The 14482-nt window shown below is 73.5% G+C and carries 13 protein-coding genes and 3 tRNA genes; 11 read left to right on the top strand and 5 right to left on the bottom strand.

Features of this window, described 5'->3' with window-relative positions:
• Positions 1 to 232: 232 nt before the first annotated feature.
• A complete protein-coding gene (locus ACIBFB_RS16685) occupies positions 233 to 655 on the bottom strand; it encodes a CBS domain-containing protein (RefSeq protein WP_397230927.1) in 423 nt (140 codons plus the stop codon).
• 299 nt (positions 656 to 954) lie between these two features.
• Here ACIBFB_RS16685 and ACIBFB_RS16680 point away from each other — a divergent pair, with 299 nt between their 5' ends.
• The 8 genes from ACIBFB_RS16680 to ACIBFB_RS16645 all read left to right on the top strand — a co-directional run bounded on the left by ACIBFB_RS16680 (position 955) and on the right by ACIBFB_RS16645 (position 9898).
• Entirely contained in the window at positions 955 to 1947 is a 993-nt protein-coding gene (locus ACIBFB_RS16680) for a LacI family DNA-binding transcriptional regulator (protein ID WP_397230925.1), read from the top strand.
• Positions 1948 to 2152: 205 nt separating this feature from the next.
• Positions 2153 to 3379, top strand: coding sequence for an MFS transporter (locus ACIBFB_RS16675; protein ID WP_397230923.1), 1227 nt, complete (start codon positions 2153 to 2155; stop codon positions 3377 to 3379).
• Complete coding sequence (locus ACIBFB_RS16670) at positions 3376 to 3747, top strand: cyclophilin-like fold protein (RefSeq protein ID WP_397230922.1); 372 nt, start codon at positions 3376 to 3378, stop codon at positions 3745 to 3747. The genes ACIBFB_RS16675 and ACIBFB_RS16670 overlap by 4 nt, the downstream gene beginning before the upstream one ends.
• Before the next feature lie 158 nt (positions 3748 to 3905).
• Positions 3906 to 4694: an SAM-dependent methyltransferase gene (locus tag ACIBFB_RS16665; protein ID WP_397230920.1), complete on the top strand. Its 789-nt coding sequence runs from the start codon at positions 3906 to 3908 to the stop codon at positions 4692 to 4694.
• A gap of 174 nt (positions 4695 to 4868) precedes the next feature.
• The gene (locus ACIBFB_RS16660) at positions 4869 to 5864 is read left to right on the top strand and encodes an alcohol dehydrogenase catalytic domain-containing protein (RefSeq protein WP_397230918.1); all 996 of its coding nucleotides are present in this window, start codon (positions 4869 to 4871) and stop codon (positions 5862 to 5864) included.
• A 214-nt stretch (positions 5865 to 6078) separates the two neighbouring features.
• Complete coding sequence (locus tag ACIBFB_RS16655) at positions 6079 to 6654, top strand: (2Fe-2S)-binding protein (RefSeq protein ID WP_397230916.1); 576 nt, start codon at positions 6079 to 6081, stop codon at positions 6652 to 6654.
• The gene (locus ACIBFB_RS16650) at positions 6654 to 7652 is read left to right on the top strand and encodes an FAD binding domain-containing protein (protein ID WP_397230914.1); all 999 of its coding nucleotides are present in this window, start codon (positions 6654 to 6656) and stop codon (positions 7650 to 7652) included. Before ACIBFB_RS16655 ends, ACIBFB_RS16650 begins: the two co-directional genes overlap by 1 nt.
• A complete protein-coding gene (locus tag ACIBFB_RS16645) occupies positions 7649 to 9898 on the top strand; it encodes a xanthine dehydrogenase family protein molybdopterin-binding subunit (RefSeq protein ID WP_397230912.1) in 2250 nt (749 codons plus the stop codon). The genes ACIBFB_RS16650 and ACIBFB_RS16645 overlap by 4 nt, the downstream gene beginning before the upstream one ends.
• A gap of 63 nt (positions 9899 to 9961) precedes the next feature.
• Here the strand turns inward: ACIBFB_RS16645 and ACIBFB_RS16640 are convergent, their stop codons facing one another.
• Entirely contained in the window at positions 9962 to 10936 is a 975-nt protein-coding gene (locus ACIBFB_RS16640) for an NADP-dependent oxidoreductase (RefSeq protein WP_397230910.1), read from the bottom strand.
• A gap of 70 nt (positions 10937 to 11006) precedes the next feature.
• Here ACIBFB_RS16640 and ACIBFB_RS16635 point away from each other — a divergent pair, with 70 nt between their 5' ends.
• Both ACIBFB_RS16635 and ACIBFB_RS16630 read left to right on the top strand, forming a co-directional pair.
• Positions 11007 to 11972, top strand: coding sequence for a GlxA family transcriptional regulator (locus tag ACIBFB_RS16635; protein ID WP_397230908.1), 966 nt, complete (start codon positions 11007 to 11009; stop codon positions 11970 to 11972).
• A 161-nt stretch (positions 11973 to 12133) separates the two neighbouring features.
• A complete protein-coding gene (locus ACIBFB_RS16630) occupies positions 12134 to 12667 on the top strand; it encodes a hypothetical protein (protein ID WP_397230906.1) in 534 nt (177 codons plus the stop codon).
• A gap of 103 nt (positions 12668 to 12770) precedes the next feature.
• Here the strand turns inward: ACIBFB_RS16630 and ACIBFB_RS16625 are convergent.
• The 3 genes from ACIBFB_RS16625 to ACIBFB_RS16615 form a co-directional block, all read right to left on the bottom strand.
• Positions 12771 to 12844, bottom strand: a tRNA-Val gene (locus tag ACIBFB_RS16625).
• Between the two features lie 14 nt (positions 12845 to 12858).
• Positions 12859 to 12929: transfer RNA gene (locus ACIBFB_RS16620), tRNA-Cys, on the bottom strand.
• A gap of 39 nt (positions 12930 to 12968) precedes the next feature.
• Positions 12969 to 13041, bottom strand: a tRNA-Gly gene (locus ACIBFB_RS16615).
• Between the two features lie 213 nt (positions 13042 to 13254).
• Between ACIBFB_RS16615 and ACIBFB_RS16610 the strand changes: the two genes are divergently transcribed.
• Positions 13255 to 14451 carry a molybdopterin molybdotransferase MoeA gene (locus ACIBFB_RS16610; protein WP_397230904.1) on the top strand — a complete coding sequence of 399 codons (1197 nt, stop codon included), beginning with the start codon at positions 13255 to 13257 and terminating at the stop codon, positions 14449 to 14451.
• The last annotated feature ends 31 nt before the right edge of the window (positions 14452 to 14482 follow it).

The raw sequence follows: 14482 nt of genomic DNA, 5'->3' as shown, positions 1-14482 counted from the left end.
TCCATCGGGGACGACCTCCGTTCTTTGAATGGAAACGATAATCATTATCGTATCCTACGCGCGGAGGCGCCGGGAGCACGAGGGCACGGGCGCGGAGGGAGCCGGGGGAGGAGCGGAGCGCGGACCGCCACGCCCACGGGCCGTCCCCCGTGGGCGGCCCGGAGGACGTGGCGGCCGTCTCACCGCGGGAGGAGGCGCGGCCCGGCCCGGGCCGCGGTCCCCCGCTGGGAGCTCAGCGGTTCGCCTGGGCGGAGCTGATGTCGGCCAGCGCGGAGTGCTCGTCGACCGCCTGGGCCAGGTCGCCGATCGAGATGATCCCCACGAGGTCGTCCTTGTCCACGACGGGCAGGCGGCGCACCGCCTTGGACCGCATCATGTCCACGGCCTCCGAGACGCGGCACTGCGGCGGCACCGTCGCCACGTGCTCGCTGCACGTCGCGCCCGCGGTCATGGCGTCGGGGTCTCCCCCGGCGGCCAGACAGCGCACGACGATGTCGCGGTCGGTGAGGATGCCCATGAGCGAGCCGTCCTCCCGGGTCACGACCACGTCGCCCACGTTGTTGTCCCTCATGATCCGGGACGCGGCGCGCAGGGTGGCGTCCGGCCCGACCGTGCGGGCGGGGCTGCTCATCAGCTCGGAGATGGTCTTCGCCATGATCCTTCTCCCTCCGTTCGGTGTGTGCCCTGCACTGGACACGTAGCCGTTCCCGGATGGGTCAAACGTGCGAGGGGCGGATGTTCGCGCTGGTCGGCGCCGTTGGCCGTGCTCGGTCGCCAGGCCGGTCGAGCGCCACCGGGGCGTGTGCGGTGGAGGGCGACGCGCGGCAGGGCGGGTGTCCGGCCCGCATGTCCTAGCATCGGCAGCACCGAGGCGCGGGGCGGTGAGGGGACGAGATGGCGGAATCCGGGAACGCGGGCGGGCCGGCGGGCGGGGCTCCGCCCAGGCGGCCGACGATGGCCGACGTCGCCGCCCGCGTCGGGGTGTCGCGCCAACTCGTGTCCCTGGTGATGAGCGACCGGCCCGGCCCGAGCGCGAAGACCCGGCAGCGGGTCCTGCGGGCCGCCGACGAGATCGGCTACTGCGCGGACAGGACGGCCCGGCTGCTGCGCCGCGCCCGCAGCCGCCAGGTCGGGGTGCTCTTCACCATGGAGCACCCGCTCGACGTCCACCTGGTCGAGGCCGTCTACTCCGCCGCCGCCGAGTCGGACTACGGGGTCGTGCTCAGCGCGCTGCTCTCGACCAGGGGAGAGCGCGAGTCCATCGACGACCTGCTCGGCCTGCGCTGCGAGGCGCTCATCCTCATCGGACTGTCCGCGGCGGCCCCCGCCCACCTGGCCACGATCGCCGCACAGGTCCCCGTGGTGGAGATCGGCCAGCGCACGGGGGTGGAGGGCACCGACAGCGTGCGGACCGCCGACGCCGACGGGGCACGCCAGGCGGTGGACCACCTGGTCGGGCAGGGACACCGCGCCATCGTGCACGTCGACGCGGGCGACCTGCCGGGCGCCCCAGAACGCAGGCAGGGCTACACGGACGCGATGCGCGCGCACGGTCTCGGCGCGCACGTCGAGGTCATCGGCGGCGACTACTCCGAGGAGGCCGGGGCGCGGGCGGCGCGTGGACTCCTGGCGAGGGACCGCCCGCCCACCGCCGTGGTCGCGAGCAACGACCGCTGCGCGCTCGGACTGGTGGAGACGCTCGTCCGGGCGGGCGTGCGGGTGCCCGAGGACGTGTCGGTGGTCGGCTACGACGACAGCCGGACCGCCCGCCTGTCCTTCCTCGACCTGACCTCCGTCCGCCAGGACGCGGTGCGGATGGCCGGACTCGCGGTGGCGTGCGCGGCCGAGCGGCTCGACGAGGGGCGCACCACCAGCAGGCACGTCGTCCTGGCGCCCACGCTCGCGGTCCGGGGGAGCACCGGTCCGCCGAGGTCCGCCGCGGACTGACCGGCCCGACCGTCCCGGACGGAGCCGTTCCGGGCCCACCGCGAGCGAGATCACACGCCGTGCGGGTTGGGGTCGGCCCCGGGGAGCTGGGATCCTGGAATTAGCACGTGCTAAACGTGTCTGGCCACGGCGTTCGGCCGTACCCTCCACACCCTCCGTCAACGGGTTCCATCCCCGCTCCACCGTCGTGAAAGGGGGCACACCCATGCCTCTGGCCCTGCTCGCCCTGGCCGTCGGGGCGTTCGCCATCGGGACCACCGAGTTCGTCATCATGGGACTGCTCCCCGAGGTGGCCGCGGACCTGGACGTGCCGGTCTCGACCGCCGGCTACCTGATCTCCGCGTACGCCGGGGGCGTGGTGGTCGGCGCCCCGCTGCTCACGGCGCTCAGCACCCGTGTGCCGCGCAAGACCGTGCTCCTGCTCTTCATGGGGCTCTTCCTGGTCGGCAACCTCGCCACCGTCCTCGCCTCCTCCTACGGCGCGGTGTTCGCCGCCCGGGTCCTGGCGGGCCTGCCGCACGGGGCCTTCTTCGGGGTCGGCGCCCTGGTCGCCGCGTACACCGCCCGTCCCGACCGCAAGGCGACCGCCGTGGCGCGCATGTTCCTCGGCCTGACCGTCGCCAACATCGTGGGCGTTCCCGCGGGCACCTTCCTGGGCCAGCTCCTGGGGTGGCGGGCGGCCTTCCTCGCCGTGGCGGCCATCGCCGCGCTGGCGCTCGTCGGAATCGCCGCCTTCGTCCCCCGCGTGCCCCGGGCCGCGATCGGCGGGGGCGGGCTCCGCCGCGAACTGTCCGCCCTGGGCGGGCGGCAGGTCGTCCTCGGGCTCACCACGGCCGTCTTCGGGTTCGCCGGGGTGTTCGCCGTCTACAGCTACATCACGCCGATGATGACCGAGCTCGCCGGAATGGCGCCGGGCGGTGTGCCGTTCGTCCTCGCGCTCTTCGGCACCGGGATGACGCTCGGCTCGCTGTTCATCGGTCCGCTGGCCGACCGGGCGCTGCGGCCGACGATCCACTGGTCGCTCGTCGTGCTCGCCGTCGTGCTCGCCGCGTTCGTCGTCACCGTGCACAACCCCTGGACCGCGGCGGTCACCGTCGTGGCGCTGGGCGCGGCCGGCTCCGCGGTCGTGACGCCCCTCCAGGTGCTGGTGATGAACGAGGCCTCGGCGGCGCCCTCGCTGGCCTCGGCCTCCAACCACTCGGCGTTCAACCTCGCCAACGCGGGCGGCGCGTGGCTGGGCGGACTGGGGATCAGCCTGGGGCTGGGGTACACGTCGCCCGCCGTGATCGGCTCGGTCCTGGCCCTCGTCGGGCTCGGGATCGCGCTGACCGCCACGAGGCTGTCTAGATTCCGAGATGCGGAATCCAATATCTGCATTACGGATACCCCGGTGGAGTTCGCGACATCGGCGCGCGATACACAGGTCACATGAGGATCAGCATCTCCTGGACCGGCGGTTCGGTGACCGCCACACTCGACGACACCCCCACCTCCACGGCGCTCTGGGACGCCCTGCCGATCGAGGCGTCCGCCAGCACCTGGGGCGAGGAGGTCTACTTCGGCGTCCCCGTCGAGGCCGACCGCGAGGACGGCGCCACCGACGCCGTCGCCCCCGGCGCGGTCTGCTACTGGCTGGCGGGGTCCGCGCTCGCCCTGCCCTTCGGCCGCACGCCCCTCTCCGTCGGGCCGGAGAGCAGGCTCGCCAGCGCGGCGAACGTGCTCGGCCGGATCGACGGCGACCACCGCGCGCTCGCGGCGGTCGGTGACGGCGACACGGTGCGGGTCGACCGGGCCGGGTGAGGGCCCGCGGGCCGGCTCGGGGGCGCCGTCGCACACACCCCCGGGCCGACCCGCGTCAGTGCCGGAAAGCCCGGCGCGGTGGGGGATCCGGCTTGCGTGCCGTGGTCCGGGGGCACGAGAATGCAGCCCGGACCACTCCATCCTCGCGAAGGGCGCCCATGACGGACACTCCCCCCATCGACACGAGCGCGGCCCACTCGGCGCGCGTCTGGAACTACTGGTTGGGTGGAAAGGACAACTACCCCGTCGACCGTGAACTGGGGGCGCAGATCGAACAGGCGTTCCCCGAGATCGTCGAGATCGCCCGGGCCGAACGGGAGTTCCTCATCCGGGTGGTCACCCATCTGGCGCGGGAGCACGGGGTCCGCCAGTTCCTGGACATCGGCACCGGGCTGCCCACGGTGAACAACACGCACGAGGTCGCCCAGTCGGTCGCCCCGGACGCCCGGGTGGTCTACGTCGACAACGACCCCATGGTGCTCGCCCACGCGCGAGCCCTGCTCACCGGCGTCGCCCCCGGGAGCACCCACTACATCGACGCCGACCTGCGCGAGCCCGGGCCTCTTCTCGCCCAGGTGCGCGAACACCTGGACTTCGAGCAGCCGATCGCGCTGACCATCCTGGGCACCCTCGGCCACCAGCCGACCGAGGAGCGTACCTACGAGATCGTGCGCGCCTACCAGGACGCGCTCCCCTCGGGGAGTTTCTTCGCCATGTGCGACAGCACGAACACGGGACAGGCGATCGTCGACGCCACCGAGGCCTGGAACGAGGGCGCGGCCGTCCCCTACCACCTGCGCAGCGTCAAGGAGATCGAGGCCTTCTTCGACGGCTTGGAGCTTCTGGAGCAGGGCGTGTGCTCGATCCCGTTCTGGCGTCCGGACCCGACCGAGGTGGGTGTGCGCCGCGAGATCGCCCAGTTCGGCGGTGTGGGCCGCAAGCCCTGACCCGGCGCGCCCGGTGGCGGCCGTGACCCCGCCGCCCGGCGGATTTCATTGCTAACGGAATATTGTTATCGCTACTTCGTTATCACTGGTGTAGTCAGTGGCGTATCACCGATATCGAGCGGGTGGTGCGCCGACCCGGGACCCCGGGTCACCAGCGAGTCCACGGAGTAGTACATGAGAGCCGTTCAGGCGACCACACCCAACGGTGCGTTCACCGTCACCGACGTCCCCACGCCCGTGCCCGGGCCCGGCCAGGTCCGCGTGCGCGTGCACGCCTGCGGGGTCTGCGGCGGGGACACCATCGCCCGCGCCGGGCTGCTCGGCGTCCGGCTGCCCCGGATCCCCGGGCACGAGATCGCCGGTGTCGTCGACGCCGTCGGCGACGGCGTGAGCGCGTGGAACCCGGGCGACCGGGTCGGCGTGGGCTGGCACGGCGGGCACTGCTTCACCTGCGACGCCTGCCGCGCGGGCGACTTCGTCAACTGCGTCGACCGCCGCATCGTCGGGGTGCACTCCGACGGCGGGTACGCCGAGTACACGGTGGTGCCCCAGCACGTGCTGGCCCGTGTGCCGGACGCGCTCACCCTGGAGCAGGCCGCGCCGCTGATGTGCGCCGGGATCACCACGTTCAACGCGCTGCGCCACGGCGGCGCCCGCCCCGGCGACACCGTCGCGATCCAGGGCATCGGCGGCCTGGGCCACCTGGGCATCCAGTACGCCCACCGGATGGGCTTCCGTACCGTGGCCGTCAACCGCGGCACGGCCAAGGAGCGGATCGCCCGGGAGCTGGGCGCGCACGAGTACGTCGACAGCACCCGGGGCAGCGTGGGCGAGGCGCTCGCGCGGTTGGGCGGGGCGGTCTTCGTGCTCTCCACGGTGGGCGACAGCCGGGCGCAGGGCGACCTGGTCCAGGGGCTGGCCCCGAACGGCCGTCTGGTCGTGGTGGCCTCCGAGCACACGCCGATCCCGGTCGGGCCGGACCCGCTGGTGTTCGGCCGCCGCTCGGTCGGCGGCTGGTACAGCGGCCACGCCAAGGACAGCGAGGACGCGATGGACTTCGCCGCGCTGACCGGAGTGCGCCCGATCGTCCAGACCTACCCGCTGGAGGCGGCCGAGACCGTGTACCAGTCCATGGGCAAGGCGCGGTTCCGCTCCGTCCTCACGCTCTGACCGCGACCGCCCGACCGACACGGGGTCCGCTCCCGCCCGGGAGCGGACCCCAGCGGATCTTTGCGGGATATTGCCATCCACTGGGGGTCGTCCACACGCGCGGGACACATCGGGTTGAGAGCATCCTCAGGAGTCGTCCGTGGCGCCACAGCACCAGCGTGACCAGGGGGATCGCAATGAGCACGCACCACACACCGCTCCCGAGGGGGCTCCGATGAACCCGCGCACCAACCAGACCGGAACCGTCGCACCCAGCATCCCGGAACAGGCCAGGGGGGTCCGCCCGAGGGAGGCGGAGATCGGGCCGGAACCGGTCGACATCACCCTGACCGTCAACGGGACGCCGCGCCCGCTCCGCGTCGAGCCCCGCGTGAGCCTGCTCGACGCGCTGCGCGAGCGCCTCGACGTCACCGGCACCAAGAAGGGCTGCAACCAGGGCGCCTGCGGCGCCTGTACCGTCCTCGTCGACGGCCGCCGCGTGGTGTCCTGCCTGACCCTCGCCGTCGCGTGCGAGGGGCGGGAGATCACCACCGTCGAGGGACTGGCCGACGGTGACCGGCTCCACCCGATGCAGCAGGCCTTCGCCGACCACGACGCCTTCCAGTGCGGCTACTGCACGCCCGGCCAGCTGATGTCGGCGGTCGCCCTCATGGACGAGGGGCACGCCTCCGACGACGCGGAGATCGCCGAGTGGATGAGCGGCAACATCTGCCGCTGCGGCGCCTACGCCAACATCCGGTCCGCCATCCGGCAGGTGCGCGACGGCGGCACCCGGGAAGGCGGTCGGTGATGCGTTCCTTCGCGTACAAGCGCGTGTCCGACATCGCCTCGGCCATCGCCGAGGTCGGCGGCGACCCCGGCAGCGAGTTCCTCGCGGGCGGCACCACCGAGGTCGACATGCTCCGGATCCGGGTCGCCCGGCCGCGCCGCGTGGTCGACATCAACGACCTGCCCATCGCCGCGATCGAGGAGCTCGCCGACGGCGGGCTGCGGATCGGCGGACTGGCCAGGATGAGCGAGGTGGCCGCGCACCCCGCCGTGCGCGAGCGCTTCCCCGTCATCGCCCAGGCCCTGGAGAAGGGGGCCTCGGCGCAGCTTCGCAACATGGCCACCATGGGCGGCAACCTCATGCAGAAGGTGCGCTGCTCCTACTTCCGCGACGTGCACCAGGCGTGCAACAGGCGCGACCCCGGCACCGGCTGTTCGGCGATCGACGGGTTCAACCGCACCCACGCCGTCCTGGGCGCCAGCGAGCACTGCATCGCCACGCACCCGTCCGACGTCGCCGTCGCACTGACCGCGTTGGACGCCGTCGTCCACATCCAGGGCCCCGACGGCGCGCGCACCGTCGACCTCGACGACTTCTTCCCGCTCCCGGGGGACGCACCCGAGCACGAGCACCCGATCGCGCACGGGGAGCTCATCACCGCCATCGAGGTGCCCGCCGACACCGCGGCCCGCACCTCGCACTACCTCAAGGTGCGGGACCGGGAGTCCTACGAGTTCGCGCTCGCCGCCGCCGCGGTGGTCCTGCGCGTGGAGGGCGGGATCGTCACCGAGGCCCGGATCGGGCTGGGCGGGGTCGCGACCAAACCGTGGCGCGCCCGCCGCGCCGAGGCCCACCTCACGGGCGCCCCGGCGCGCGAGGAGGCCTTCGAGGACGCGGCCTCCGAGGAGATGGCGCAGGCCGTGCCCCAGAGCATGAACGCCTTCAAGATCACCCTGGCCCAGCGGACCATGGTGCGGGCGCTGAGCACGGTGGCGGCCGGGCAGGGAGGGAACGCATGAGCACCGGACCCCAGATCGGACGGGACGTCGACCGGATCGACGCCCACGCCAAGGTCACCGGCAGCGCCCGCTACTCCGCCGAGCAGCACCCGCCGGGCACGGCGTACGCGGTCCTGGTCGGCGCGCGGATCGCGCGCGGACGCGTCACCGGCATCGACACGTCCGCGGCCCTGGCCGTCGACGGCGTGCTGGCCGTGCTCACCCACCGCGAACTGCCGCGCATCGCCACGAAACCGGTCGTGATCCCGTCGCTGGCGGGCACCAGCGCGCACGGACAGAGCCTGTTCCCGATGCAGGACGACCGCGTGCACTACGCGGGACAGCCCGTGGCGATGGTCGTCGCCGACACGCTCGAACGGGCCGAGCACGCCGCCGAACTGGTCGAGGTGGACTACGCCGAGGAACCCTCGGTCACCACGATCGAGCAGGGCCGCGACGACGCCTTCGAACCGGAGCGGATCTTCGGCGGGATCGTGCCGGGCCGCACCGAGCGCGGTGACGTGGACCAGGGGATGCGCGAGGCGGACGTGGTCCTCGAACGCGTCTTCCACCTCGCGGCCAACCACCACAACCCGATCGAGACCTCCGCGGCGACCGCCGTGTGGGAGGACGCCAAGCTCACGCTGTACGACACCACCCAGGGCCCCACCGCGACCCGGCTCAGCGTCGCCGAACTGCTGGGGATCCCGCCGTCGGACATCCGGGTGGTCAGCGAGTTCGTCGGCGGGAGCTTCGGTTCCAAGGCGATGATCTGGTCGCACCCGACCCTGGCCGCGATGGCGGCCCAGTACGTGCGCGCGCCGGTCACGCTGTCGCTGTCCCGGGAGCAGATGTTCACCGGGTCCGGGCACCGCGAGGAGCAGGAGCACACCCTGACCCTGGGCGCCCGCCAGGACGGGACGCTGACCGCGCTCCGCCACCGGAAGCTGTCGCCGACCTCGCCCTACGACGACTGGGCCGAGCCGTCGATCAGCCCCGTCTCGCAGCTGTACACCTGCCCGAACTTCCACGGGGTGTACAACCTGATCCGGGCCAACACCATGACGCCCACCTTCATGCGCGCGCCCGGTGAGGCCTCGGGCGCCTTCGTGGTGGAGACCGCGATGGACGAGCTCGCCTACGAGCTCGGCATCGACCCGATCGAACTCCGGCTGCGCAACCACGCCGACACCGACCCGGAGACCGGCCAGCCGTGGTCCAGCAAGGGCCTGCGGGAGTGCTACCAGCGCGGTGCCGAGCTGTTCGGCTGGGCCCTGCGCGACCCGATCCCGCGGTCGCGCAGGGACGGGAACTGGCTCGTGGGCTCGGGTATGGCGAGCGCGCTCTACCCGGTCTACACGCCGATGAGCCCGCAGCGCGCCCGAGCGCGCGTGTACGCGGACGGGCGGGCGGTCATCGAGACCGGTGCGTCCGACTTCGGTACCGGTGTGGGCACCATCATGGGGCAGGTCGCGGCCGACGCCCTGGGGATGGAGACCGAGGCGATCTCCGTCCGCTACGGCGACACCGACCTGCCCAACACCGTGGCCGCGGTCGGCTCGGCCGGTTCCGGCGCGGTGAGCGCCGCCGTGCACACCGCGGCGACGGCGCTGCGGGAGCACCTGGTCGCGCAGGCCGTGGCGGACCCGGAGTCGCCTCTGCACGGGGCGGACCCGAGCCGCGTCCAGGTGTCCGAGGGACGCATGTTCCTGAGCGAGAGGCCGGCCAACGGCGAGTCCTACACCGACCTGCTGCGGCGGCACATGATGTTCGACGCCGAGGCGCTGGGGGAGTGGGAGCCGCCCGGACAGGACACCGGGTACGGGATGGCCACATTCGGCGCCCAGTTCGCCGAGGTGGGCGTGGACCCCGACCTCGGGCTGGTCCGGGTGCGCCGTCTGACCGGCGTGTTCGCCCCCGGGCGGGTGCTCAACCGCAAGACCGCGCGCAGCCAGCTGTTGGGCGGCATGCTCTGGGGCGTGGGCCAGGCGCTGCTGGAGGCCACCCACATGGAGCCGAGGCAGGGGCGCTGGGCCAACGCGAGCCTGGCGGAGTACCTGGTGCCGGTGAACGCCGACGCGCCCGACATCGAGGTGGAGATGATCGAGGTCGAGGACCGGGTCGTCAACCCGCTCGGGGTCAAGGGCATCGGTGAGGTGGGCCAGGTCGGGGTCGCGGCGGCGATCGCCAACGCGGTGTTCCACGCGACCGGCCGGAGGTTCCACGATCTGCCGATCACCATCGAGTCGGTCCTGGCGAGGATCTGACCGGAGACGGCAGGGGGCCGAAGCGCCGCTCCGGCCCCCTGCCCGCCGCCCGGAGCGCGCGGGTCAGCCCTCCCCGACCACGAGGACGAGCTTGCCCGTCACGTGCCCGGTCTCGCCGATCCCGTGCGCCCTGGCCGCCTCGGCGAGCGGGAAGGAGGCTTCCACGTGGGCGCGCAGGGCGCCCCTCTCCACCAGGTCCGCGATCGCCGCCATCCCGGCGTGGTCGGCCTCGACGAGCATCGTCTCCACCCGGACGCCCAGCCGCGCCGCCTTCTCCGCCTCCTCCGGCGACCCGCCGGGCAGGATCGACACGAGGACTCCGCCGGGCCGCAGCACGTCCAGGGAGCGGGCCCGGGTGTCGCCGGACAGCGGGTCCAGCACCACGTCGACGCCGTCGACCGTCTCGGCGAAGTCGACGGACCGGTAGTCGATCACCTCGTCGGCTCCGATCCCCCGCAGGAAGTCGTGCTTGGGCGCGCTCGCGGTGCCGATGACGTAGGCGCCGTGCGCCTTGGCGATCTGCACCGCGAGGTGGCCGACGCCCCCGGCCGCGGCGTGGACGAGCACCCGCTGCCCCGGGGCGAGGCCCGCTGTGTCGACGAGCGCCTGGTGGGCGGTGAGGGCCGCGAGGGGGAGGGCGCCCGCCTGGACGTGGTCGATCCCGGCGGGCTTGCGGGCGAAGGCGCGCGCGGGGCCGACCGCGTACTCCGCGTGGGAGCCGACGCCGTGCGGATAGGGCAGCATGCCGAAGACCTCGTCGCCCGGTGCGAAGAGGGTGACGCCGAAACCGACCTCCTCGACCACCCCGGAGACGTCCCACCCCAGGACGAGCGGGAGCCGGTCGAGGAACAGGGGGTTCGCGCGGTGCTTCCAGTCGGTGGGATTGAGCCCGGCGGCGCGGACCGAGACCAGGATCTGGCTGGGGCCGGGCGAGGGCCGCGGAATCCGGACCTCGGTGAGGACGTCCGGGGAACCGTGGGCGTCCTGGCTGATCGCCCGCATGGTCGGGGCGCTGGCAGCGGCGTCGTTCGTCGTCATGCGCCCATCCTGTCCGCCGCCGACCCGGAGGCGCCATGGCAAGATTGCCATCTTTGGATAGGATCCTGCCATGACCGGTATCCATCGCGTCGCCGTCCTGGCACTGGAGGGCGTCTACCCGTTCGAACTGGGGATCCCGAGCCGTGTCCTCGGCGCCGCCTCCGACCGGTACGAGCTCGCGACCTGCACCGTCGACGGGCGGCCGGTGCGCGGCAACGCCGATTTCTCGATCGCCGTCGAGCACGGGCCGGAGATCCTGGCCGCGGCCGACACCGTGGTGATCCCGTCGTTCGACGCGACCCGCCTCACCCGCGAACCCTCCCCGGCCGTCACGGAGGCGCTGGCGACCGTGGCGCCGGGGACGCGACTCGTGTCGATCTGCACCGGGGCGTTCGTCCTGGCGGGGGCGGGCCTGCTCGACGGCCGACCCGCCACCACCCACTGGCGGCTCGCCGACGTGTTCCGCGCCTGGTACCCGGCGGTGGACCTGGACGCGGACGTTCTGTTCGTCGACGACGGCGACGTGCTGACCTCGGCGGGCGCCGCCTCGGGGGTCGACCTGTGCCTGCACCTCGTGCGCCGCGACCACGGCAGCGAGGTCGCCAACCGCGCCGCGCGGGTCTGCGTGGTCCCGCCGTGGCGGGACGGCGGTCAGGCCCAGTACATCGAACGACCGGTGCCCGAGGACCCTGGCCACGGCACGGCCGCCACCCGGCAGTGGGCGCTGGAGCGCCTCCACACGCCGCTCACCCTCCCGGAACTGGCCGGACACGCCCGCATGAGCCTGCGGACGTTCGCCCGCCGCTTCAACGAGGAGGTGGGCCTGAGCCCGGGGCGGTGGCTGATCCAGCAGCGCGTCCTACGGGCCCGTCACCTGCTGGAGTCCACCGACCTGCCGGTGGACGAGATCGCCGGGCTGGTGGGGTTCGCCACGGGCACCTCGCTCCGCCAGCACCTGCGCGCCGCGATCGGCGTCTCCCCGCTCGCCTACCGGCGGACGTTCCGGGGTCTGGCGGGTGCGGCCGCGTCGGCGTAGCGGCGGGCCGCGGTCAGGGCACGCGCCGCGTTCTCCCTGACGCCCGTGCCGGGCGATCGGAGGGCGCACCGTCCGCGCAGGCCGTGTACGTCCATGTGCGTAGTCGCGATGACGTCCTCGGGGTGACGACTTCGGGGCGCCACCGGCGCACAGTGGGTGCCATGGCTACCCCAACGACCACGCCCACCCGAAGCCCGGAGCGCCGGCCGCGGCGCCTGCCGCCCGGCGTCCGCAAGGCCGTCCTGTCCGTCCACGTGATCGCGTCGGTGGCCCTGCTCGGCGAGGTGTGGGTGCTCGTCGTCCTCAACACCGCCGCGGCCACGACCGACGACGCCGGGCTGGCGCTGTCGGCGTACCGCCTGATGTCCGTGCTCGTCTTCGCGGGCGGGATCCCCCTGAGCACGACCGCCCTGGTCACGGGGCTGATTCTCGCCTTCGGCACCGCGTGGGGCCTGCTCAGGCACGCGTGGGTGTTCGCCAAGCTCGTCCTGCTCGTCGCCGTCGTCCTGATCGGGATGTTCCTGTTCACCCCGGAGCGGATGGCGGCCGAGGCCGCCGCGGGTCCGCTCGCCGACGCTGAGCAGTGGGTCCAGACCGCCGTCGTCGCGACCCAGGCCGTCCTGCTGGTCGTCGCGACCGCGCTGTCCGTGTACAAGCCCCGCAGGACGCTCCAGGCCGGTCGGGGCCGATCCTGACACCGACCGCGCGAGCCGGAGGCCACGGAGACGCCCGGGAAAACGACGGAACGCCCCTGTTCAGAGGCCTGATGGCTCTGAACAGGGGCGTTCCGGAGTCGAGTGGGCGATACAGGATTCGAACCTGTGACCTCTACCGTGTCAAGGTAGCGCTCTAACCAACTGAGCTAACCGCCCGTGTGAAGCATGGGAGGTGGAGACGGGATTTGAACCCGTGTAGACGGCTTTGCAGGCCGCTGCCTCGCCTCTCGGCCACTCCACCGAGACACGCGGGGCGCCGTGACGACCCGCGTCTCCTCCGAGCGGACGACGGGATTCGAACCCGCGACCCTCACCTTGGCAAGGTGATGCTCTACCAGCTGAGCCACGTCCGCTTGCCGCTCGGCCCGACCCCGTTCCCGGTGGCCTCCGCCGTGCTGCTGGTAAGAACTCTAGCGGAAAGTCCGCAGACGGCAAATCGGCCCAGCGCGTGGCAGGCGGGCCCCGCCCCGGCCGGGCCCGCACCGCCGTGTGAGCGGCGGTTAACGCTCACGTCATCCCGAGGGGTGAACAATGGAAGGCACCTGCGCGAACGACGGGGAGGCGGCATGGACGGGACCGGGGGCGTCCCCATGGTCGGAGATCCGGGACACGGCGCACAGCGGTCGTGGCCGGAGGCCCGGGAGACGGCGCGTCGGCTCGGCCGCGCACTCGCCGTCCCGCCGCGCGAGGTCCCCCTGGACGAGGCCCTGGGCGCCGTCCTCGGCGACGACGTGCGCGCCCTGGTCGGCCTGCCCGCCTACGACGCGTCGGCCATGGACGGGTTCGCGGTGGCGGGGGAGGGGCCCTGGCGGCTGATCGGCACCCAGTTGGCCGGCGCGCCCGCCGCGCACGCGGGACTGCGCCCCGGCGAGGCCGTCGAGATCGCCACCGGCGCCCACGTGCCCAAGGGCACCGAGGCGGTTCTGCCCTACGAGCGGGCGACGGTCGCGAAGGGCCGGGTCGAGGGCGACGCCGTACCGGGGCGGCACGTGCGCTGGTCGGGCGAGGAGACCGCCCCGGGCGAGACCGTTCTCACACGGGGAAGCGTGGTCACTCCGGCCGCGCTCGGCCTGGCCGCCAGCCTCGGCCACGAGACCCTGCCCGTCCGCCGGCCCCGGGTGGCCGTCATCGTCACCGGCGACGAGGTCGCCGACTCCGGGCTGCCCGGGGAGGGCACCGTGCGCGACGCCATCGGGCCGGTCCTGCCGGGGGTCGCGCGGTGGGCCGGCGCACGGGTCACGCGGGCGCGCCGCCTCGGCGACGACCGGCGGGCCCTGCGCGCGGCCGTGGCCGGGGAGGACGCCGACGTGGTCGCCGTCTGCGGCTCCTCGTCCAAGGGGCCCGCCGACCACTTCCGCGCGGTCCTGGACGAGGTCGGCGCCACGGTGATGGTGGACGGGGTCTCCTGCCGTCCGGGCCATCCCCAGGTGCTGGCGCGCGTCGGCGGCACCGCGTTCGTGGGGCTGCCGGGCAACCCCGGAGCGGCCCTCGTCGCCGCCCTCACCCTTCTCGTCCCGCTGGTCAGCGCCATGGCCGATCGTCCGGACCCGGGCCGGGTCGCGGTCCGGGCGGTGCTGGAGGGCGACGTTCGCCCGCACCCCCGCGACACCCGCCTCGTGCCCGTGCGCGTGGCGGAGGGGCACGCCCGCCCGGTGGGCCACGACCGGCCGGGCAGCCTGCGCGGAGCCGCGCTCGCCGACGCCTACGCCGTGGTGCCCCCGGGCTGGGACGGCTCCGACGTGGAGCTCGTCCGCCTGCCCTGAACCCGGACACACGTCGGCCCCGGGGAGGGTT

Source organism: Nocardiopsis sp. NPDC050513, assembly GCF_044457925.1.
Taxonomy (GTDB): Bacteria; Actinomycetota; Actinomycetes; order Streptosporangiales; family Streptosporangiaceae; genus Nocardiopsis.
The sequence above is the reverse complement of the archived record's forward strand: the minus strand, read 5'-3'. Positions and strand labels throughout refer to the sequence as shown.

Excerpts from the sequence above, each read along its gene's own strand:
- ACIBFB_RS16685 (WP_397230927.1), bottom strand. The coding sequence starts at position 655 with ATGGCGAAGACCATCTCCGAGCTGATGAGCAGCCCCGCCCGCACGGTC.
- ACIBFB_RS16680 (WP_397230925.1), top strand. The coding sequence starts at position 955 with ATGGCCGACGTCGCCGCCCGCGTCGGGGTGTCGCGCCAACTCGTGTCC.
- ACIBFB_RS16675 (WP_397230923.1), top strand. The coding sequence starts at position 2,153 with ATGCCTCTGGCCCTGCTCGCCCTGGCCGTCGGGGCGTTCGCCATCGGG.
- ACIBFB_RS16670 (WP_397230922.1), top strand. The coding sequence starts at position 3,376 with ATGAGGATCAGCATCTCCTGGACCGGCGGTTCGGTGACCGCCACACTC.
- ACIBFB_RS16665 (WP_397230920.1), top strand. The coding sequence starts at position 3,906 with ATGACGGACACTCCCCCCATCGACACGAGCGCGGCCCACTCGGCGCGC.
- ACIBFB_RS16660 (WP_397230918.1), top strand. The coding sequence starts at position 4,869 with ATGAGAGCCGTTCAGGCGACCACACCCAACGGTGCGTTCACCGTCACC.
- ACIBFB_RS16655 (WP_397230916.1), top strand. The coding sequence starts at position 6,079 with ATGAACCCGCGCACCAACCAGACCGGAACCGTCGCACCCAGCATCCCG.
- ACIBFB_RS16650 (WP_397230914.1), top strand. The coding sequence starts at position 6,654 with ATGCGTTCCTTCGCGTACAAGCGCGTGTCCGACATCGCCTCGGCCATC.
- ACIBFB_RS16645 (WP_397230912.1), top strand. The coding sequence starts at position 7,649 with ATGAGCACCGGACCCCAGATCGGACGGGACGTCGACCGGATCGACGCC.
- ACIBFB_RS16640 (WP_397230910.1), bottom strand. The coding sequence starts at position 10,936 with ATGACGACGAACGACGCCGCTGCCAGCGCCCCGACCATGCGGGCGATC.
- ACIBFB_RS16635 (WP_397230908.1), top strand. The coding sequence starts at position 11,007 with ATGACCGGTATCCATCGCGTCGCCGTCCTGGCACTGGAGGGCGTCTAC.
- ACIBFB_RS16630 (WP_397230906.1), top strand. The coding sequence starts at position 12,134 with ATGGCTACCCCAACGACCACGCCCACCCGAAGCCCGGAGCGCCGGCCG.
- ACIBFB_RS16610 (WP_397230904.1), top strand. The coding sequence starts at position 13,255 with ATGGACGGGACCGGGGGCGTCCCCATGGTCGGAGATCCGGGACACGGC.